Annotated in this window: 18 protein-coding genes; 13 read left to right on the top strand and 5 right to left on the bottom strand. The window is 50.2% G+C overall.

Going from position 1 to position 21,094, the window contains the following annotated elements; translation table 11 throughout:
- Window positions 1–98: 98 nt before the first annotated feature.
- Complete coding sequence (locus GOC95_RS01815; protein ID WP_275355341.1) at window positions 99–1,550, bottom strand: DEAD/DEAH box helicase; 1,452 nt, start codon at window positions 1,548–1,550, stop codon at window positions 99–101.
- 9 nt (window positions 1,551–1,559) lie between these two features.
- The gene (locus GOC95_RS01810; RefSeq protein ID WP_194747667.1) at window positions 1,560–3,110 is read right to left on the bottom strand and encodes a DEAD/DEAH box helicase; all 1,551 of its coding nucleotides are present in this window, start codon (window positions 3,108–3,110) and stop codon (window positions 1,560–1,562) included.
- Between the two features lie 377 nt (window positions 3,111–3,487).
- Between GOC95_RS01810 and typA the strand changes: the two genes are divergently transcribed.
- The 6 genes from typA (at window position 3,488) to GOC95_RS01780 (ending at window position 11,238) form a co-directional block, all read left to right on the top strand.
- Complete coding sequence (gene typA, locus GOC95_RS01805) at window positions 3,488–5,296, top strand: translational GTPase TypA (RefSeq protein WP_275355340.1); 1,809 nt, start codon at window positions 3,488–3,490, stop codon at window positions 5,294–5,296.
- A 661-nt stretch (window positions 5,297–5,957) separates the two neighbouring features.
- A complete protein-coding gene (locus GOC95_RS01800; RefSeq protein ID WP_275355338.1) occupies window positions 5,958–6,377 on the top strand; it encodes a hypothetical protein in 420 nt (139 codons plus the stop codon).
- A 58-nt stretch (window positions 6,378–6,435) separates the two neighbouring features.
- Window positions 6,436–7,236, top strand: coding sequence for a hypothetical protein (locus GOC95_RS01795; RefSeq protein WP_275355337.1), 801 nt, complete (start codon window positions 6,436–6,438; stop codon window positions 7,234–7,236).
- A gap of 1,110 nt (window positions 7,237–8,346) precedes the next feature.
- The gene (locus GOC95_RS01790) at window positions 8,347–9,159 is read left to right on the top strand and encodes a polyphosphate kinase 2 family protein (RefSeq protein ID WP_275355336.1); all 813 of its coding nucleotides are present in this window, start codon (window positions 8,347–8,349) and stop codon (window positions 9,157–9,159) included.
- A gap of 91 nt (window positions 9,160–9,250) precedes the next feature.
- Window positions 9,251–10,588: an ATP-binding protein gene (locus GOC95_RS01785; protein ID WP_275355335.1), complete on the top strand. Its 1,338-nt coding sequence runs from the start codon at window positions 9,251–9,253 to the stop codon at window positions 10,586–10,588.
- Between the two features lie 29 nt (window positions 10,589–10,617).
- Window positions 10,618–11,238, top strand: coding sequence for a response regulator transcription factor (locus GOC95_RS01780; protein ID WP_194748431.1), 621 nt, complete (start codon window positions 10,618–10,620; stop codon window positions 11,236–11,238).
- A 107-nt stretch (window positions 11,239–11,345) separates the two neighbouring features.
- Here the strand turns inward: GOC95_RS01780 and GOC95_RS01775 are convergent, their stop codons facing one another.
- Together GOC95_RS01775 and GOC95_RS01770 are read right to left on the bottom strand one after the other, a co-directional pair.
- Window positions 11,346–12,245 (bottom strand): DMT family transporter, encoded by a 900-nt coding sequence (locus GOC95_RS01775; protein WP_275355334.1) that lies wholly within the window; start codon window positions 12,243–12,245, stop codon window positions 11,346–11,348.
- A 26-nt stretch (window positions 12,246–12,271) separates the two neighbouring features.
- Window positions 12,272–13,423 carry an aromatic ring-hydroxylating dioxygenase subunit alpha gene (locus tag GOC95_RS01770; RefSeq protein ID WP_275355332.1) on the bottom strand — a complete coding sequence of 384 codons (1,152 nt, stop codon included), beginning with the start codon at window positions 13,421–13,423 and terminating at the stop codon, window positions 12,272–12,274.
- 274 nt (window positions 13,424–13,697) lie between these two features.
- Between GOC95_RS01770 and tal the strand changes: the two genes are divergently transcribed.
- The 3 genes from tal to hxlB all read left to right on the top strand — a co-directional run bounded on the left by tal (window position 13,698) and on the right by hxlB (window position 16,098).
- Window positions 13,698–14,651 carry a transaldolase gene (tal, locus tag GOC95_RS01765; RefSeq protein WP_194747660.1) on the top strand — a complete coding sequence of 318 codons (954 nt, stop codon included), beginning with the start codon at window positions 13,698–13,700 and terminating at the stop codon, window positions 14,649–14,651.
- A 172-nt stretch (window positions 14,652–14,823) separates the two neighbouring features.
- Window positions 14,824–15,456, top strand: a complete 633-nt coding sequence (gene hxlA, locus GOC95_RS01760) for a 3-hexulose-6-phosphate synthase (RefSeq protein WP_194747659.1) — start codon at window positions 14,824–14,826, stop codon at window positions 15,454–15,456.
- A gap of 105 nt (window positions 15,457–15,561) precedes the next feature.
- On the top strand, window positions 15,562–16,098 hold the full coding sequence (hxlB, locus tag GOC95_RS01755; RefSeq protein WP_091470596.1) for a 6-phospho-3-hexuloisomerase: 537 nt from the start codon (window positions 15,562–15,564) through the stop codon (window positions 16,096–16,098).
- Between the two features lie 46 nt (window positions 16,099–16,144).
- On the opposite strand, the gene GOC95_RS01750 is transcribed toward hxlB, so the two are convergent.
- On the bottom strand, window positions 16,145–16,852 hold the full coding sequence (locus GOC95_RS01750) for a HisA/HisF-related TIM barrel protein (protein ID WP_275355324.1): 708 nt from the start codon (window positions 16,850–16,852) through the stop codon (window positions 16,145–16,147).
- Here GOC95_RS01750 and GOC95_RS01745 point away from each other — a divergent pair.
- Genes GOC95_RS01745 through GOC95_RS01730 form a run of 4 tightly spaced genes read left to right on the top strand, consistent with a single transcriptional unit; the run spans window position 16,847 to window position 21,086 of the window.
- On the top strand, window positions 16,847–17,923 hold the full coding sequence (locus GOC95_RS01745; RefSeq protein WP_275355322.1) for an ATP-grasp domain-containing protein: 1,077 nt from the start codon (window positions 16,847–16,849) through the stop codon (window positions 17,921–17,923). The genes GOC95_RS01750 and GOC95_RS01745 overlap by 6 nt on opposite strands.
- Window positions 17,910–18,962 carry a hydantoinase/oxoprolinase family protein gene (locus GOC95_RS01740; protein WP_275355320.1) on the top strand — a complete coding sequence of 351 codons (1,053 nt, stop codon included), beginning with the start codon at window positions 17,910–17,912 and terminating at the stop codon, window positions 18,960–18,962. Before GOC95_RS01745 ends, GOC95_RS01740 begins: the two co-directional genes overlap by 14 nt.
- Window positions 18,959–20,404 (top strand): aminodeoxychorismate synthase component I, encoded by a 1,446-nt coding sequence (gene pabB / locus GOC95_RS01735; RefSeq protein ID WP_275356377.1) that lies wholly within the window; start codon window positions 18,959–18,961, stop codon window positions 20,402–20,404. Before GOC95_RS01740 ends, pabB begins: the two co-directional genes overlap by 4 nt.
- A 16-nt stretch (window positions 20,405–20,420) precedes the next feature.
- Window positions 20,421–21,086: a hypothetical protein gene (locus GOC95_RS01730; RefSeq protein WP_275355318.1), complete on the top strand. Its 666-nt coding sequence runs from the start codon at window positions 20,421–20,423 to the stop codon at window positions 21,084–21,086.
- Window positions 21,087–21,094: the final 8 nt, after the last annotated feature.

Below are 21,094 nucleotides of genomic sequence, written 5' to 3'. Positions count from 1 at the left end.
CCTCTCATCCGCAGAAAGAAAAAGCCCCGAATCTCGGGGCTTTGTCATCATCGCAATCCCAGTTCCAGGACTTCAGTGTCGTCTCTGGGATTGCAGGCTTAGGACTCAATATTCGCGGTCTCCGCTGCATTTTCAGCAGGTTGCTGAGCAGGGAGATCTGATTTCTGCTTAGACCTGCCTGTCGTGCGCTTGGCTTGCGTGCGGTTTTGCGGCGTCGCTTTAAAGCCAAATCCACCCAGCAGCGCGGCAACCACTTTGCGTTTTACGTTAGCTGCAGATTTTGCCGTGACTGCTTTGGGCGCGGCCGTGGCGGCGGCTGGCTGGTAAGGCTGCTCAAACCAGGCATCTTTGCCACTGGAGGCTTTAGAGGGGCGTGAACGCGCAGGGGTTGTACTGCTGCTGACATTGGCTTTTTCTTTTGGAATCTGTTTTTTGATAAGCTTTTCAATCTCGTCAAAATACTTGGTTTCATCCTCGTCGATCAGCGAAATGGCAATGCCTTTAGCGCCTGCACGGCCTGTACGGCCAATACGGTGCACGTAATCTTCTGGCGCAGTAGAGATTTCGTAGTTAACCACCAATGGCAAGTCCGTGATGTCCAGACCGCGTGCGGCAACATCGGTCGCAACCAAGGCGTGAATAGTGCCCGCCTTAAACGCATCAAGCGCTTCGATCCGTTCTTTTTGTGACTTGTCACCATGAATCGCGCTACAAGGCACCTGATCACGTTCCAGTGCTCTGGCCAGTTTGCTGGCCGAAAGCTTGGTTTTGGTAAAAACAATCACTTGCTGATTGGGGTATTGCTTGAGCAGTTGTACCAAAAAACGTTGTTTCTGGTCAGTGTTCACCAAAAACGCTTTTTGTTCCACATTGTCGTTGGTGGCGTTGCTGCGTGCCACTTCAATCAATGTCGGATTATTTAAAAACGCATCTGCCAGTTTTTTGATTTCATCAGAAAACGTCGCCGAGAACATCAGATTTTGCCGCTGTTTTGGCAACAAGGCCAGAATGCGCTTTAAGTCAGGCATAAAGCCCATATCCAGCATGCGGTCGGCTTCGTCCAATACCAGAAACTGTACCTGGTTTAACGACAAGGTTTTTTGCTCGACATGGTCCAGCAGGCGGCCGGGTGTCGCGACCAGGATTTCAACGCCTGTCTTGAGGATAGGCGTTTGCGTCTTGATATCTACACCGCCATACACCACAGTACTACGCAAAGCCGTGTGTTTGGCATAGGTTTTGATGTTGTCGTATACCTGAATCGCCAGCTCACGTGTCGGCGCCAGCACCAAGGCCCGGATGGGATGCTTGGCTGGCGAGGTGCTGGTGCTGGCCAATGGCAGCAAGGTATGCAAAATTGGCAGCGAAAACGCCGCCGTTTTGCCCGTCCCTGTTTGCGCACCGGCCATCAAATCCATGTGCTGCAAGGCAAGAGGAATCGCCTGCGCCTGAATCGGCGTCGGCGTGGTATACCCGGATTCCTCAATCGCTTTCAACAGCGGCTCGGCCAGGCCGAGCGCACGAAAATCTACAATGGTTTGCTCAGTCATAGGCTAGGCTTAGGCAAATGAACGAGGACGTTTGGCGGCGCCACCACCATTGTCACCAAAGGATTTTCCCGCTGGACGTGGTTTTTGATTGCTACGGCTGGCGTTAGGGTTGCCAAAGCGTTCCTGGCTATTGGTTGGACGTGGGCGGCGCTGGCCAAACTCGTCCGCCAATGCGCGGGCAAACTGGAAGTCGGTATCCTTGTTGTAGCTCTTGCTGTTACCGTTGACTTCTTTGCTTTGTCCAGCTTCTGGGGTACGCGGTGCACGTGGCTTATTGTTTTGCGCATCGCGCTGGCCTTCACGTGCAACACGTTCACCAAATGATTTTGGCTGTGCTGAACGCTCGTCGCGACGGAAGCCACCTTTACCTTGTGGTTTGCCAGGGCGCTTGCCACGACGGCTATCGCCATCATCCATGCGTACCGCACGTTTTGGCTCAAAACCGGCAATCACTTCAGCCTGTAATTTCTGGCCAGTATATTGCTCGATTTTGCGCAGCAAATGACGATCGGCGTTTGAAGCAAACGAAATCGCAACGCCGGTATTGTTGGCGCGGCCAGTACGACCAATGCGGTGTACATAGTCTTCAGCAAATTTAGGCAGGTCGTAGTTAATGACGTGTGAAATACCTTGTACATCAATGCCGCGCGCTGCAACATCCGTCGCTACCAGCACTTTTACATCGCCGTGGCGCAATTTTGTCAGCGTGCGGTTACGCGCACCTTGAGTCATGTCGCCGTGCAATGCCGCAGTGCTATGGCCGGCAGCATACAAGTCTTCAGCCAACAAATCGGCATGGCGCTTGGTGCTGGTAAAAATAATGGTTTGATTGACATCTGGTGCAATCAGCAAGTGCTCCAGCAGTTTGTTCTTGTGGTTCATGTCATCCACAAAGTGCAAACGTTGTTCAATGTTGGCATGTTTTTCTTTTTGACCAGCCACTTGAATAGTGAGTGGATTATTGAGGAAACGTTTGCCGATATCCATAATGCCGTCAAGTGTGGCAGAGAACAGCAAAGTTTGGCGCTCAGCAGGCAAGGCTTCGCAAATACGTTCTACATCCGGCATAAAACCCATGTCCAGCATGCGGTCAGCTTCATCCAGCACCAGCATCTGCAGGCGGCTCAGGTCAATGCGGCCACGCTCAAGGTGATCAATAAAACGGCCAGGCGTTGCTACCAGAATATCCAGTGGTTGCGACAGCAACTTGTTTTGCAATGGGTAAGGCATGCCACCCACAATGCTGATGCAGCGTGCGCGCAAGAATTTACCGTATTTACGTGCGGCTTCATTCACTTGTGCAGCCAGTTCACGGGTTGGTGTCAGTACCAGGATACGTGGGCCACGGCTGCGCACCGGGTGTGGTGTTGCCAGCAAGTTTAAAGCGGGCAGGGTAAAGGCAGCGGTCTTGCCGGTGCCGGTTTGTGCAGAAGCCATGATGTCACGGCCTTGCAATGCTTCAGGAATGGACTGTGCCTGAATCGGTGTTGGGTTTTCATAGCCTGCGTCGGTCAATGCGCGCAAAATGGAGGGGTCGAGATTTAAATCTGCAAAAGACAAGGAATGTCCCTTTCATCAACAATTAAAAAGGGCGCTAGTAAAGCAAATGCAAAGCCAGTCAATTACATTGCACAAAGTGTGCATGTAGTACTTGCTGAGCGAAAGCAACATCAGGAATGGATTGCTTTTACCGGCGCTTGGGCATGGCCACTAACCGATAAAAGAAGATGGTGTCATCAAGACTTCATCTAAAGATGATAACCTCAAAAATTCGCGAGTTATCGACAGGTCAGGGCAATGAATTTAAAACGTATTGGGCTAGTAGAGCACCAGCAACGCTTTAAAGTTGCTCGCAGTATATCCATTTTATTTTAAAAGTCAATTATTTAGTTGATTTGTGATAAAATCGCGCCCTTTCCAAACAGATGGCAGTTCACATGGCACGCAATTTAAGAAATATCGCAATTATCGCCCACGTTGACCACGGTAAAACCACCATGGTCGATAAGCTACTTCAACAGTCAGGTACTTTTGCCTCACACCAAGCGGTGACTGAGCGTGTGATGGATAGCAATGATCTCGAAAAAGAGCGTGGCATTACCATTTTGGCCAAAAACACCGCCTTAACTTATGAAGGCACGCATATCAATATCGTTGATACCCCGGGCCACGCCGACTTTGGTGGTGAGGTAGAGCGTGTATTGGGTATGGTGGATGGCGTATTGCTGTTGGTGGATGCCGTTGACGGTCCCATGCCACAAACCCGTTTTGTGACGAAGAAAGCACTGGCGCTAGGCTTGAAGCCTATTGTCGTGATTAACAAGGTAGACCGTCCAAGTGCCCGTCCGGATTGGGTGATCAACCACACTTTTGATTTGTTTGCCAATTTGGGTGCAACGGATGAGCAATTAGACTTCCCTGTGGTCTATGCCTCTGCCTTGAATGGTTTTGCAACGCTGGACCTGAAAAATCCTTCAGACAATATGCGCGCCCTGTTTGAAACGATTTTGAGTCACGTTGAGCCACCTAAAGGCGACAGCGATGCTCCATTGCAATTGCAAATTTCAGCCTTGGATTATTCGACATATACAGGTCGTTTGGGCGTTGGTCGTATCACTAACGGTCGTATCAAGCCAGGCCAAGTCGTAGCAGTGATGCGCGAAGATGAGCAAGTCGCACAAGGCCGTATTAACCAAGTGCTTGGTTTTAAAGGTTTAGAGCGTGTGCCGGTTGAAGAAGCCGAAGCTGGTGACATTGTGATCATTTCAGGGATCGAAGAAATCGGTATTGGCTTCACCATCTGTGATCGCGACAAACCTGTTGGTTTGCCACATCTGGGCGTAGATGAGCCAACTTTGACCATGGACTTTATGGTCAACACCTCACCATTAGCCGGCACTGAAGGTAAGTTCATCACCTCACGTCAAATTCGTGATCGTTTAACCAAAGAATTGTTGGTTAACGTGGCTTTGCGCGTTGAAGATACTGAAGACACCGATGTTTTCCGTGTGTCTGGTCGTGGCGAATTGCACCTGACCATTTTGCTGGAAAACATGCGTCGTGAAGGCTTTGAAATTGCCGTAGGTAAACCACGCGTCGTGTTCAGAGAAATCAATGGCGAAAAATGCGAGCCTTATGAAATCCTTACTGTAGATGTTGAAGATGAAAATCAGGGCGCGGTCATGGAGGAGTTAGGCCGTCGTCGTGGTGAAATGACTAACATGGAATCTGACGGTAACGGTCGCACGCGTCTGGAGTACCGCATCCCAGCACGTGGCCTGATTGGTTTCCAGGGTGAGTTCTTAACCTTAACCCGTGGTACTGGCTTGATGGCGCATATTTTTGACGAATACGCCCCGGTAAAAGCAGACATGCCAGGCCGTCGTAACGGTGTGCTCATTTCAGCTGAACAAGGTGAGGCCGTTGCCTATGCCTTATGGAAGCTACAAGATCGCGGCAAAATGTTCTCTAGCCCAGGCGACAGATTGTATGAAGGCATGATCATCGGCATTCATAGCCGCGACAATGACCTGGTCGTTAACCCAATCAAAGGCAAACAACTCACAAACGTGCGTGCTTCTGGTACAGACGAAGCGGTGCGTTTAATTCCTCCAGTCTCACTGAGCCTGGAAAGTGCTGTAGAGTTCATTGACGATGACGAATTGGTCGAAATCACACCAAAAACCATCCGTCTGCGTAAACGCTACCTGTTAGAGCACGAGCGTAAACGTGCTTCTAAAGACTAAGCTCTGCTCAGTATAAAAACGCCAGCGCTATGCTGGCGTTTTTTATTCCAAGCTGTGTTTCAACAGGCCTTTCATCTCAGGCTTGTCATTGCTTAAAATATATCGTTTAATCCAGTTTGAGTATGCTCAATAGCCACACTGCAGTAACCCTTCACGCTCAAGCGCTCTAAGATTATAAAGGGCTTTGGTAACGGTTTGCCTCAGGTGTGTTTTTCATACTGTGATCCTTGTATAAAGGTGTCATAAAAAACAACTAAGAATTGATTTTATTAAAATGAATAATTTTAATAATTTTATGGACCCCGGTATAGATAAAATTTTAGGTTCGTTTTTGGGGTCTAGTTAACGTTAGCGAGCATGTCAAAATGAACCGCCATGAGCTTATTGCAGTATTAAAAAAACTTGGTGTCCCATCTGTGTATTACTCCCTCAGTGGAAGCAACACCAATGAACGAATTTGCCTTATTGAGAGTGAAGGCAAATGGAAAGTTTCGTTCTTCGAGCGAGGGCAAGAAGCAATCCTAGGCTCGTTCGAAAGTGAATCCTCTGCATGTGAATTTATGCTGGGAGAACTAAAGCGTGGCCTCTAGCAAACGTTTGCGTGCTAACCCTTCGGTCAAACTGACCTGCCGCAAGCGGCAGTCCGCTTACCTCCAACGTTATGCATAAAAACCAAGTTCCTTATTTTTTAGCGTTTCTGCTTTTTGGTTGCTATGAAAAAACTGATAGTCCTGAACAATTGAAAATTGTTAGTGACATAACTGCGCAGGCACCAAAACCAATCGATTTTAAAAACATTGCTAACGATAAATGGTCACGTGTTTGTTTTTTTGGGCCATACACCCTGAAATCAAACGACATTCTAGGGTTTGATTGGGATGTTACGAAGAAAACAGCAGTGGGTGGCGATGACAGAATTAATGTTATCGTTTTTGCAACCGAAAAACAGGTTACTGAATTTGTAGTTGTACCAAGAAGCAAAGCCGATTTCTGGAAATTATCAAGAAAGTGTTTTTCTAGAAACAATGCTAGGTTTATATATGATGGTTCAGTTTGGAGTTATTTACATAAAAATGCATAACCCATCATTTACAGGGACGCGCTAAAGCGCGCCCGTTAATTCAAACGCTAGGTATCCCGTGGAGCGTGATCGACCAAGTTACGTCAAGCGCTATATGGCGGCTTTTGGCACGCCAGCCATCATGCGATGGCTGAGCGATGAAGCCCATCGAGAGCTGGCTGAGAAGCGCAGCATGCAAGTTATTGAGTCTCCTTGGGAAACGGAGCTATCTCCAGTTGGAGTCTCACGCGAGTTTGGATTTTTGCGGGACTTTTGGAATCAGTTCCACGAGTGCATTCAATCTGGGCAGACACTCGATCTCATCCGAGATCTAGCTGCGACGTCCGTGGAGTCCATTGAGCCGGCGCGACACACAGCTACGGTGACTTTCTGGATGGAAAGCTATTTGAACGAGGTATATTTATTCCAGTGCAGATTGTTTGACCTAATTAAGTTTATCCAGCGCCGCTATAAGAAGGACACTGACTTCACGGAGTTTATAACTGAAGTAGGGGACTCCCTTGCCCAATTTGTGCAAGAACAGCTAGCCCCTCTGATTAGCGATCGCGGAGCGCACGTTCACGAGCGCCGCCATCGGCGAGCAGATCCGGAGTTAGCGAAGCTAACCCTACTCGACACAATGATCGATGTTCTTGGTCATTCAGAGTTAGAGTCCGCGCGAGAACAATCTCGAAAGGACTCTGCTGCATGGTTGAACGCTCAACTTAGGCACTTCTCCGACTTGGCTTGGCACTTATTTGACGAAGTTTGTCGAGGATTCTCGGATGGAATCCTTCTTGAAGTAGACAGAATCATCGTTCCTATTCACCTCAAGGATGACCCAAGTGCCTTGCTCAAAAAAATGCACCCTGCCACCTAACAATTCCGTCGAGAGGGGCCGCCCACAAGCTGCGCTCGTGGGTTCCCTTCGCGGCGTCGCCGCTACGGCGGCCCCTCACGTCAAACGTTAGGGCCCTTAAATTCGCTATGTACTTAATCACTTCTCTCAGTTTATTGGTAGTTGTTGGCGCACTGATGTGGCTGTTAAGTCGAGCTTGTTCGCGAGCATCACCGCGTGTTCGCTATATCCTTCGTGCTACTAGCGTTTTTGCCACCGTGGTCACTTTGCTTGGTGCCATTGCTTCGGCAAAATTTCCAGGTCCAGTGAGCCGCTATTCTGAAATGTCTTTGGCTTTTTATCTCCGCCACAGCATCATTCCATTAAGCGGTATCACGGCATTTCTTATCCCACTTTGGTTCACTCTTGGCGTTAGTTCTTCTGGCTCGCAAGCGTTTCGCTTCCACCCAGCCATGTCAATTTCTGTGGGTGTTGCAGCAGCATTTAGCCTAGTTGGGCTTACACTAGCCATTTTTGTCGGGTGTAATCACGCAGGGGCTTGCTTTTGAGTAGTCAGGTCCCTAACCCATCCATCAAGCGGGACTGGCGAAAGCAAGCTTCTATGAAATTAATGTTTAATAACATCGGCTGCGCCACCATTGTCGCCAGCCCCTTACTTCAAACTACAAGGGCTTCCCCATTTTAAGCAATAGCTATCTGCAATGTTTTTGTGTGTTTTAAGTTTTTCAGCGCATAAGTATCCTTTGCTGTAGCCAGTGTTAAGCGAGAAGGTGAAGGACTGCGGTACTACAACCGGTCATATTGGGCATGATTGGCCCGGACCCCGATGAAAGACGCACGCCGGGTCCTCATTCGTTAGTCGGGTATATCAGCTCCCCTAGAAATAATCAGGCACTCCCGGCGCGGGTCCAACCCGCTACACATCAACGCTGGCAGTTCAGCTGTGATTCAATCGTCCATATTCAATCTGTTTTTAACGCCATTCCGGACTGATTTAAACTGCCTTTGAATAAAGTTTAAAGCCGAGTAGGGGGCGTTGCCCACGTATTGTGATCCCAAGCTAATCAGACCTTTTGCAACCCTCTCAGCTTGAGATACACTGCTTGTGATTTTGTCATCTTGGCAGGCCTCATGGAAAAGCTGGAAAAATACCGCGTTAACCCTAAAAAATTCTCCCTCAAGCAATATTCTCCCGATGACCGTTCCGCGCGGAGTGAAGATAAAGCGCAGGATTTAGCTGAGTTGGCAAGACTGACTGAGGCGATTAATGCGCGGCAGGATATTTTGCATGCTGAGGGCAAGCATAAGGTGGTTTTGCTGTTGCAGGGCATGGATACCAGCGGCAAGGATGGCACAGTGAAGCATGTGTTCAGTGCTTGTGACCCGTTAGGCATTCGGCTGGCGAGTTTTAAAGCGCCTAGCGCTGATGAGTTGGCGCATGATTATTTATGGCGGGTGCATGCGCAGGTGCCGGCTAAAGGTGAGTTGGTAATTTTTAACCGTAGTCATTATGAAGATGTGCTGATTGTGAAGGTGCATGGCTGGATTGATGAGGTGGAATGCAAGCGCCGTTACCAGCAAATCAACGATTTTGAGCGTATGTTGACCGAGACGGGCACAACACTGATCAAGTGTTTTTTACATATCTCGAAAGAAGAGCAAAAGGAGCGCCTGCAAGAGCGTCTGGATGAACCGACTAAGCATTGGAAATTTAATCCAAAAGACCTGGAGGAGCGCGCGCTTTGGGAGGATTATATGCAAGCGTATGAGTCTGCCTTGCAAGCCACTTCTACCGAACATGCGCCTTGGTACGTGATCCCGGCCAATTCTAAAACCAACCGCAATCTGCTGATTTCACGTTTGTTGCTGGAGACGCTGAATCAACTGCCATTGGCTTACCCGCCTAAACCCAAGGAATGGGATGCTTTGAAGATTAAAGACTAAGCGCCGGATTGGTTGAATTTAATGATTTTGCGCTGTGAGAATGCGCGGTAGTTAAAGTCTAATAGGGCAATTGCGATTATCATCACTTTCCATGAGTTTACGTTTCAGGTTAAATCTTTTAGTCACCATGCTGTCGCTGGCTTTTTTGGTCGCGGCAGGCGTGGTGTTGGTGCGCGACACCAAAGACAGTATTCGTGAGCGGGTGGAGGCGGCTACGCGGGTGACGGTGCAATTGCTGGATACGGTGATTGTCAGTTCTGCCATGAATCCCAGCCTGGGGCCGACGCATTATGTGTTGCAGGATTTTTTACGCTCTTTGGGCTATGTGCGCAGCAGCCGGATTGAGCTGTATGACTACGCCAATAACCCGTTGTATCTTTCTCCTGGCTCCACTTTTAAATCTGAAGTCATCCCGCCACAATGGTTTGTACGTCTGGTGGCCCCCAAGGTCGAAACCGTGACGCGCCGGGTGCGGTATGGGGTGCTGATTGTTCACTCCAGTGCAGAAGGCTCAATTCGGGAGGCTTGGTCCGGCTTTAGGCAATTGATGATTATGGGCATTGGTTTTTTTGTGCTGCTCAACTTGCTAGTGTATGGCTTGCTGAGTCATGCGTTGCGTCCGGTCAGGCATATTTTGCATGCGATTAACCGCATAGAGCAGGGTGATTTGACAACGCGCCTGGAGCGCTTCTCTTTGCCCGAGTTTGACCGTATTGGCCAAAGCTTGAACCAGATGGCTGTCTCGCTGGATGCCGAGCGCCAGTTGGAGCAAAACCGCCAGCTTACGCAACTGATACAGCAGCATATTGAAGACGAGCGGCGCAGCCTGGCGCGTGAGCTGCATGATGAGCTCGGCCAGTATGTGACCGCGATCAAAACCTTTGCCGTGGCTATTGTGAACAAAACCAAGGCGACCACGCCTGATATCTCTGCCAATGCGCAGACCATCGTGGCGGCGGCCAACCATATTTACGACGGCATGCACAATATCATCCGCCAGTTACGTCCGGCCGCCATGGATAATATGGGCCTGGTGGAAACCTTGCGCGATATGATATCTGGTTACCAGGCGCAGCATCCAGAATTAAGCATACAGCTGCATGTCTCTGGCGAGTTTCAGCCCATGGGCGAGAATGTGAACATCAATCTTTACCGCATTGTGCAAGAGGCGGTGAATAACGCTATCAAGCACGCGCATGCACAATGTATCAATGTGCATTTGCTGCTGGATAAGGATGGCTTGCGCCTGATGATCTGTGATGATGGCGTGGGGATGCATATCGACAACGTGGACCAGACCAAGCATTTTGGCTTGCTGGGCATGCGTGAACGTGTACAAGCATTGCATGGGCAATTTAAAGTAGTTTCGCAGCCAGATGCTGGCCGTGGAACCACCCTGGAAGTTCGGTTGCCTATAGAATCAGCATAAATAAAGGGGAGACAAGTGTGATTAGTGTAATGCTGGTGGATGACCATGCCGTGGTCAGGATGGGTTTTAAAATGTTGCTGGAGTCCGACCAGGATATCAAGGTGATTGCTGAGGCTGAAAGCGGCGAGGCAGCCATCAAGGCCTATCAGGAGCATCATCCGCAAGTGGTGGTGATGGATATCACCATGCCTGGTATCGGCGGCATGGAGGCGATTGAGCGGATTCTTGCCAAAGATAGTCACGCACGTATCCTTGTACTGTCTGCACATGAAGACTCCGTGCATCCCAAGCGCGTGCTAAATGCCGGAGCGATGGGCTATGTCACCAAGCGCAGTGCGGCGGAAGAGTTGATCAAAGCCATCCGCAGTGTGGCGCAAGGCAAGAAGTATCTTGAAGCCAGTGTGGCCCAGCAAATGGCGATTCAGCAATTATCAGGTGAGCAAAATCCGGTCGATGTGCTCAGCGAACGCGAGTTTGAAGTGTTTATGTCGCTGGCGCGAGGCAAATCTACCAACGAGATTGCTGAAACCTTGTTTTTGAGTCCGCGTACCGTGGGCACGCACCTGTATAACATCAAACAAAAACTCAACGCACAAAACTCTGCCGAGATTGCGCTGATTGCCATGCGTTGTGGCTTGCTGGAGCCATAAGCGTTCAATTAAAACCAGCTTAGGTCTTTAATAAAAAGTCATTCTTAGCAATAAGAATGACTTTTTTTATTGCACTTTGGGGGGGAGGGTAAGGCCTTGGGATTGCTTTAAGCGCGGCTGCGGGTACTTAAAACACCAAAGCCGATAATCAGCAGCATGCCAGCTATTTCAAGCAGACTCAGGGCTTCTGCCCAGAAGAGGATCCCAAGCAGAGTGGCAAAGACGATGGTGCTATAAGCCAGGCTTGCCACCGTCAAGGTGTTGCCTGTGCGGTAAGCTCGGGTGAGCGCCAGTTGGCTTAAGGTTGCCGACAGGCCGAGACCGCACAATAATGGCAGGTCTTGCCAGCGTAGGGGTGTGACATGGTCGATCAACATCCAGCCGCCACTGGCAATCGTGCAAACCAGTGTGAAGTAAAAGACGGTACGCCAGTCGGGTTCGCCTTGTATCCCCAGTTGTTTGACGTGGACATAGGCGAGCGCTGCCCCAATGCCTGAGAGCAGACCCACGCCCCCGGCCAGCCATTGCTCGCGATGGAACGTAGGTTGTAAGAGCAGACAAATGCCAATAAAGCCTCCCAAGACGAATAGATTAAGCCTCAACCGCTGTTGGCGCGTCAGTGGCTGGTCACCTGTGAGCAGCCAGGGGGAGAGCAGCGCGAGGAACATGGGCGAGGTGTAGTTGAGTGTGATGGCAGTGGCCAGCGGTAAATGCGCGATGGCATAGAAAAATAGCAGCAAGGCCGTGAACCCCACGCCGGCTCTGCGCAGCTGCATATTGAGTAGCGGTGTTTTTATCTGCTTGCCTTGACCGTAAACGATGGCGGCAATCATCACAAAGCCAAAGGCTGAGCGGTAAAACACCAGTTCACTGGTGGTGAAGCGTGCTGCGCCTGCTTTGACAAATGCGCCCATGATGGCAAACCCCAAGCCTGCCAGCAACATCCAGTAGCTACCCAGCTGCCAATGTTGGGGGTGCCAGGAGCGTGGGGAAGGTGGTTTTTTCAAGCGGAAACAGTAAGGTGGGTGTTCGGTTAGCGTGGCAAGTGAGCAGGTAGATGCGGTTCCATCTGGCGGCGATACCATTGATGGAAGTGCTCCAGTCCTGTTTCCATCGGGTGCTGGTAGGGGCCTCGCTCATCTTTACCTAGCAGATACAAGCCTTTGCGGCCATCCTGCATACGCTGGCAGATTTCTTTATCTTCTACTGCGGTCTCAAAATAAGCCGCTTGCTGCGCTTTGATGTACTCACGCTCAAACAGCGCAATATCTTCTGGATAGTAAAATTCGACCACGTTTTTGCACGACTCGACGCCGGTCGGGATGATGTGCGAGACGACCAACACATTGGGGTACCACTCGATCATCAGGAAAGGATACATGACGAACCAGATGGCGCCGTATTTAGGCGCGGTGCCTTGTTGGTAATCGGTGACCGTTTGTTGCCAGTGCTTGTAGACTGGCGACAGGCTGTAATCTGGCAGCGGTTTGTAGCCCACGGTTTGTACGCTGTAGTGTTCGCCAAATTCCCAGTGCAGTTCACCACAATCAACAAACTGGTTCAGGCCAGGGTGGAAAGGGCCTACATGGTAGTCTTCCAGGTAGACTTCGATAAAAGTCTTCCAGTTGAAATCATAGTGATCCACAATCGCCGAATCAAAATAATAGCCGGTGAAGTCAAAGTCCTGCTTGCAACCAAGCGTTTTTAACACCTGGCTAATCTCCAGACCTTTTTGTTTGCTGGAGGCCTCGTTCGCTTTAAAAAGCAGGCCTTGCCATTCTGTCAGGGATTGTTTTTCAAGGTGCAGGCAAGGGGTTTGCTCAAAATGCGGGGCGCCGAGCAATTGTCCGCTCAGGTCGTATGTCCAGCGATGCAGCGGACAGACGATATGTTGCGTATTGCCTTGTCCATTGAGCATGACTGCTTGCCGGTGACGGCAAATATTGCTGATCAGTTGAGGCGTGCCTTGCTGGTTGACCAAGGCCACGGCGTCGTGCATCCAATCCAGCGCCCGGTAGTCTCCGGCGTTAGGCACCATGCGCGTATGCCCCATGTATTGTGGCAGCAAGGAAAACAAATGCGCCTGCTCCAGCGCATAGATTTCCGGGTTGAGATACCAGTCTACGGGTAATTGTGCGAAGCGAGTCTGATGGTGTTCTTTATTTAAAGAGGTGACAGAGCCCATATGCCCAACGGATAGATTACTTGCAAAAAAGGTGAATTGTGCCCGAAAAGGGGGTGAATGAAAAGTCAAAGCGCCTTTATTCACTGTAAAAATCCGGCTCAATCATTTGATTTTAATCAAAAAAATACGCGTTGTGTGTGAGGTGGACCTGGCCCCGGGGCTTATCCAAGGCCAAAACGAGGCTTAACCAACTCAAATAAATTCAGTTATAATGTTCGAGGTTTTTGTGTATAACAATACGTAAACGATAATTGCAATTTTTAGGAGCAATCGAATGGCAAATTTATTAGATCAGTTGAAAGCAATGACAACCATCGTGGCTGACACTGGTGATGTTGAAGCAATTAAAAGTGTTAAACCTGTGGATGCAACCACAAACCCATCTCTGGTGTTGAAGGCTAGCCAAATCCCTGAATACGCACCATTGATTGACACTGCCATTGCTTATGCTAAAGCACAAGGCGGCTCTAAAGAGCAACAAATTGAGAACGCAGCGGATAAATTGGCTGTGTTGATTGGCGCTGAAATCACTAAAGTGGTTCCAGGCCGTATTTCTACAGAAGTGGATGCACGTCTGTCTTTCAATATCGACGCCATGGTTGCTAAAGGTCGCAAATTGATCAGCCTGTACCAAGAGTCTGGCATCAGCAAAGACCGCGTATTGATCAAACTGGCTTCTACCTGGGAAGGTATCAAGGCCGGTGAGATTCTTGAAAAAGAAGGCATCCAGTGTAACCTGACTTTGCTGTTCGGTTTTGGTCAAGCCCGTGCGTGTGCTGAAGCTGGCGTATTCCTGATCTCCCCATTCGTTGGCCGTATCCTCGACTGGTACAAAGCGAAAAACCCAGGCACTGAGTACACACAAGAAACTGACCCAGGTGTGGTTTCTGTGCGCGCGATCTACCAGTACTACAAAGAACACGGTTACAAAACCGTGGTAATGGGTGCTTCTTTCCGTAACACTGGCGAGCTGATTGCCTTGGCTGGTTGTGACCGTTTGACCGTGTCTCCAAACCTGCTGCAAGAGTTGGCTGCGACTGAAGGTACATTGACTCAAGTATTGAAAGATGGCGGAAAAACCAAAGAAGTGCCTGCCAAATTGACAGAAGAGCAGTTCCGCTTTGAATTGAATCAGGATCCAATGGCGACAGAAAAGTTGGCTGAAGGTATCCGTGGTTTTGTGGCTGACCAGAATAAACTGGAAGCTGCATTAGCCGCAAAACTGTAATATCGCCATGCGATAATGCACACGGGCAGTGATCTGCCCGTGTGGCTTTTAAGTCAGGCATAAATTGGCCTGCAACATTGACTTATTTTGGCTGCGAGCTTACTATGGGCGACCAGCTTGAATTGGTAGTACGCTAGCAATAGCATTTAAATTTTAACTTTTGGAGAAAAACATGGCATTAACACAAATGGCATTAGACTCATTGGATTTCGACGCAACTATCGCTTTGGCAGAAAAAGTTGCTCCACACGTTGACATTCTGGAAATCGGTACACCATGCATCAAGCACAACGGTATCAAATTGCTGGAAACTTTGCGCGCTAAGTTCCCAAACAACAAGATCCTGGTTGACCTGAAAACTATGGACGCTGGTGAGTACGAGTCTGAGCCATTCTACAAAGCTGGTGCTGACATCTGCGTAGTTTTGGGCGTATCCGACATCGGTACAATCAAAGGCGTAATCAAAGCTGCTAACAAATACGGCAAAAAAGCTCAAGTTGACCTGATCAGCGTTGAAGACAAAGTTGCTAAAACTAAAGAAGTTGCTGCTGCTGGTGCACACATCATCGGTATCCACACTGGTTTGGACCAACAAGCTGCTGGTCAAACTCCATTTGCTGACCTGGCTGCTGTTGCCGGTTTGAACCTGGGTGTTGACATCTCTGTTGCTGGTGGCGTTAAAGCTGCTACAGCTGCTCAAGTACGTGACGCTGGCGCGACTATCATCGTTGCTGGTGCTGCTATCTACGGCGCTGCTGACCCAGCTGCTGCTGCTGCAGAAATCACTGCTATCGCTCACGCTTAATTCATTTAAGCATCAATAAGCAATTATTGATTAGCGATCATAAAAACCCGACCCAGTAATGTGTCGGGTTTTTTATTCAATTTTATGTTTACACAGGATTTAAAAATGGATCATCAACAATTTATTCTGGACAACCTGAAACGCATTCTTGACGTGACCGACAAATCAAAAGCAGCTGAGCTGCTCAAGTTGGTTGATGAGGCAGGTTCTACGTTCATTGGTGGCGCAGGTCGCTCACTGCTGGTCTCACGTTTCTTTGCCATGCGCCTGGTACACTCCGGTTACAGCGTTTACATGATCGGTGAAGTGGTGACTCCAGCCATCAAAAAAGGTGACTTGCTGGTATTGGTTTCTGGTTCCGGTGGTACAGCGACGTTGCTGCCATTTGTGAAAAAAGCCAAAGAAGTGGGCGCAAAACTGGTGGTTATCTCCATGAAGAAAACTTCTGCCATGGCAGATGTGGCTGACCTGGTGATTCAAATTGGTCAGGATGACAGCTTCCCACTGGTCAAAGGCATGCCTATGGGTGGTCAGTTCGAGCTGTCGACCTTGGTATTCCTTGAAGGCGCGATTTCTGAATTGATTCATGCTAAAGGCCTGACAGAAGAAGGCATGCGCGCATTGCATGCAAACCTTGAGTAAGTGTTTAGGCTTGGCCTATAAAAAACCGGTCGTATGACCGGTTTTTTTATGCGCCCCATTTGGATAAATCATGTGCTGTGAGTTGCTTTTGATGGAGCGCACTGGCGATCAATACGCCGCTGGCGCCTGCCTGCGATAAGGTTTCAATATCTTGCGCATCACGTACGCCACCAGCGGCATATAAAGCTTGTTGCGGATGCTGCGCTTTGAGCGTGGCCAGTTGTGTATGGTCTGGGCCGCGATTTGCCCCGACCTTGGGCAAGCTCATGACGATGGTGGGGTGTGTCCATTGCTGTGGCGCTGAGAGCAGTTGGGTGGGCCCATGAAAGCCATCTTGGAAAAAGTCCAGCGAGAGTAGGCTGTTTGGGCACGTTTGCCGCATTTGTGCATAGGTTTGATCATCTTGCATAGACTCACTGGCCAGAATAGGGGTGATGCGGGCAGATTGCCAAGGAATCAGCTGGTCGGCGGTTTGAAAACCTGCGTCTATCCACCAGGCTAATTGCGGGAACTCGACCATCGCCTGCTGGATCAAGGACAGGTGGTTCGGCAACGTGCCTTGGCCAGTGATGGCATTTAAATCTGCAATATACAGGCAGTCAAACGGATAAACTTGTAAAATAGCTGCCACGATATCGATCAGGGCATGGCTCTCCGTCAGTTGCGATTGAATAGGACGGTAGTGCTGGCGCTGGCCTTGTATGGCCTGGACCACCTGGCCATGCATCAAATCGATGACGGGAATAATATGCAAAATACCACTCGTTTCAAAATCTGGGTTTGTGAATACATTAGCGCCGGCGGCTTGGTTGCAGAAGCCTTGCCTGCCAGTTTGCTGCAGGAAGGGCTGTTGATGCGAGACGCCCTATTGGCAGACCTGGCTGCGCTGGGCATGGATTGTATCACTAGCCATGACTACCGCGTGATGCCGCCTGCAATGGCGCAGAGTGTTGCCATACAGGCGCATGAAAATGCGCATTCGGTATGGCAACAGCAACTCGCTGAGCAGGACATTGATGCCTGTTGGGTGATCGCACCCGAAACGCAGGGGATTCTGCAAGCGTTGTGTCATCTGGTGCAAGACATGGGTATTCCATGGGTCGGATGCACGGCACAGGCTATTGCCGACACCACCAGCAAGGCATGCATGGCTGAGCTTTGTCACCAGGCCGGTGTGCCAGTGGTGCCACACGTGATGTTGGCTGAACTGACCACATTTGAATCGCTGTCCTGGTTTGCTCAGGGGCAGTTGCATGGCTGGGTAGTGAAACCTGATGATGGCGCGGGTTGCACTGCAACATATTACTTTAAAAAAGATTCTGAACTGATTGAATTTAAAAATAATTTAATCAATAATTCCTTGCTGAGTCAGACGCGGTTTTTGCTACAGCCCTATGTGCCAGGCATTGCCTTGAGCATGTCAGTGGTGGCTACCGCTAACCAGGTAAAAGTGATCGCTGCGCATCGCCAGCAGGTGGAAATCGTCAATGGTGAATTTACTTTTAACGGGGCTGGTGTCAACGAAGCGACGGATCAGATTTTCGCCATGCAGCGACTGGCCGAGCAAGTGCATCGTGCGATCCCGGGCCTGATCGGTTATTGGGGGGCGGATATGATTTTGAATGCTGCGGGCGCCTTGGTTCTGGTTGAAATCAATCCACGATTAACCACTCCGTATATTGGATTGTCGAGGATAATGAACAGCAATCCGGCAGGAGTCATTCTGCAGGCAGTATTAAACAATCAGTTACAAGCAGACGTGGCTAGCAGCTCGCTAAGACTCACGCTGAACACATTGCAAGAGGGGGGATATGACCAGGTCTAAACCTGTCATTGGATGGGATATTGGCGGTGCGCATGTCAAAGCGGTGATGCTGGATACACAATCGCAGGTACTCAACGTTTCACAGCAGGCATGCGCTTTATGGAAAGGCCTGCCGCGATTGGAAGAGGCCATTAAGCATCTGTTGCATGACTGGCAATTGTCGGCGGACGAATGCGATCATGTCATTACCATGACCGGCGAGTTGGTGGATTTATTTGAAAATCGGGCACAAGGCGTACAAGCAATTGCGGAAACGGTCCATCGCTATTTGCCAGCCGCCAGATTTTATCAGGCCACAAAGGGTTCAGGCATGACCTTTACCGACAATGTGACAGGCCAAGCGGAAACGATTGCCTCCATGAATTGGCATGCCTCAGCACAATGTCTTGCCATGGCCTTGCCTGATACCGCGATGGTTGTGGTTGATATCGGCAGTACGACTTGCGATCTGACACGATGTCAGCAGCAACAGGTCTTGCCCTCAGGCTGGACAGATGCCGAACGTATGCGGCAATCTGGACTCTGTTATACCGGTGTCGTCCGCACACCGCTGATGGCGCTGGGGCCATTTATTGAATGGCAAGGTGCACAGCGGCATATCGCTGCCGAGTATTTTGCCACCACGGCGGATGTCTACCGTATTTTGGGCGAGCTGCCGGCCAGCGATGACCTGGCAGACACGGCGGATGGTCAAGGCAAATCGCTGTTAGAAAGCATGCGGCGCATCGCTCGTATGGTTGGGCATGATGTCGAATCAGCCGAGGACAACCTCTGGCAGTCTCTGGCGCAGGCGTTTAAAGCAGCGCAGCTCACCTTAATCAAGCACAGTATTCAGGCAGTGATCGCGCAGGGACAAGACCGACCGCAGACCTTGGTGGGTCTTGGTGCGGGCAGTTTTCTGGTCAGCCAATTGGCAGACGAATTGGGGATGAAGTACTACGCTGCTTCTACTGTGGTAGAGGCCGCTGAGGCAAGTTTAAAAAAGGATGCAGAGGTGTGTTTTCCGGCCTATTCAGTGGCGAGGTTATGGCAGCAATGACATTAAAGACGCTGACGCTCCCGTATGCTGAAGGCATGCATTGGTTCAAGCAGGTGAGAGACCTCACTTGGCCCATGTTGCTTGAAAGTGGGCAGATTGAAAAAACAGATGCGGTCGCGACCGTGGATGAAGAGATCAGCCTGGGGGCGCGCTTTGATATTGTGGTGGCTGCCCCTGTGGCGAGAATAATTCATCGGCACCCGCACACAGACGTGCTGGTTGATCAGCAGCGCACCCGCACGGAAGAAGATCCTTTCAAAGTCATTCAGCAATGGTTGCTCTCCCATCATGTTGAACGTACCCCTGAGGTTCCGTTTGCAGGGGGCGCCCTCGGCTATTTTGCCTATGACTTGGGTCGCAGTATTGAAAACATTCCAGTGATGGCACAACAGGACGTGCCGTTGCCAGAGATGATGTTGGGCATTTATGACTGGGCGATCATCGTGGATCACCATGCACGGCAGTGCAAGCTGGTTTCGCATTTACGCTATCTGGATCAAGCAGACCTTGAGCAACTGCATGCCAGGTTGCTATCCGTGGCGCCAGAACGCAATAGCGTACCATTTGAAGTCGTCGGCAACGTAAAAGCCAATCTGGATCAAGCCGCTTATGCTCAGGCCTTTACACGCGTCAAAGATTACATCCGTGCCGGGGATTGCTATCAGATTAACCTTGCGCAGCGTTTTGCCGTGGAGGTGCGCGGTGACCCCTGTCAGGCGTATGATCATTTCCGGCAATTGAGCCGTGCGCCTTTTATGGCTTTGCTGCAAGTGGAGGACGGGGAGGGGGTGCCTGTTTCGGTCCTTTCCATGTCACCTGAGCGTTTTTTGCAGGTGGTGGATCAACAGGTGGAAACGCGTCCGATCAAAGGCACTCGTCCGCGTCACCAAGATGCTGAGCAAGATGCGGCGATTGCGCAGGAGTTATCCGGCTGTATCAAGGACCGCGCCGAGAACCTCATGATTGTTGATCTGCTGCGCAACGATATCGGCAAGGTGTGTGCCGTTGGATCGGTGAAAGTCGAAGCGTTATTCAAATTGCAGCGATTTACCAATGTGCATCATCTGGTCAGCATCGTTCGTGGTCAGCTGGCCAATGGGTTTCATGCGCTGGATTTGCTGCGCGGTTGCTTCCCTGGCGGTTCTATTACTGGTGCGCCCAAGTTGCGTGCGATGGAAGTTATTGAGGAGTTGGAGCCGCATCGGCGTGGGATTTATTGCGGCAGTATCGGCTATATTGGCTTTGATGGTTGTATGGATACGAATATTGCGATTAGAACGGCGGTTATTGCCCAAGACCGCATGACGTTTTTTGCCGGCGGTGGCATTGTCGCTGATTCGGATTGCGCCAAAGAGTATCAGGAAACCTTTGACAAGGCGTCGCAGTTCTTCAAGCTGGTTGCGGCATTTAAAACAAAAAACGAATGGTCAGCAAAAAACTAATGTTCAGGAAGATGCGATGTGGGTGATCAAGCTAGGGGGCAGCGTGACCCACTATGATAGCCTGATGCAATGGCTAAAGCTGGTGGTGCGCTGGGGGGATGGTAAGGTGATCATCGTCCCCGGGGGCGGTGTGTATGCTGATGCGGTACGTGAGTTCCAGCGTTTGCGGGCGACGATGCCTGAGGGACATATCGATGACAGTCAGGCGCATGCGCTGGCAATTTACGCCATGGATCAAATGGCACGTAGCCTGGTAGCGATGATGCCCGCGCTAACCCTGGTGCGTAATCCTTTTGAAATTGCCGAGCGTGGCTGGCAACACCGTGGCCTGGTCTGGTTGCCGAGTGAAATGGCATTAAACCAGGCATTTGCCACGGAATATCCGCTGCCGCACAGCTGGGACGTGACCTCGGATAGCCTGGCCGCGTGGTTGGCTTTGCAACTGGATGCTTGCCAGTTGTTGCTGGTGAAGTCTGATGAACGCTTGCTGAGCTTAGAACAGGCGCTGACATTGCCGCAATTGCAGGAGATGGGCATGATAGACACCGGAGTCACCTCTTTTCTCAAGCTGGCGCGGTTTAAAACCCGGGTGGTGCATCAGAGTCAATACATGCTGTGCGAGCACGGCTTTGATGCCAGCCATTTTGAGCATTGTGGCGTGACGAGTATTTCAACTGCGTAATGCAGGTT

This window comes from Methylophilus sp. YYY-1 (genome assembly GCF_029132825.1).
Classification (GTDB): Bacteria; Pseudomonadota; Gammaproteobacteria; order Burkholderiales; family Methylophilaceae; genus Methylophilus; species Methylophilus glucosoxydans.
This window is presented reverse-complemented; position numbering and strand designations above follow the sequence as displayed.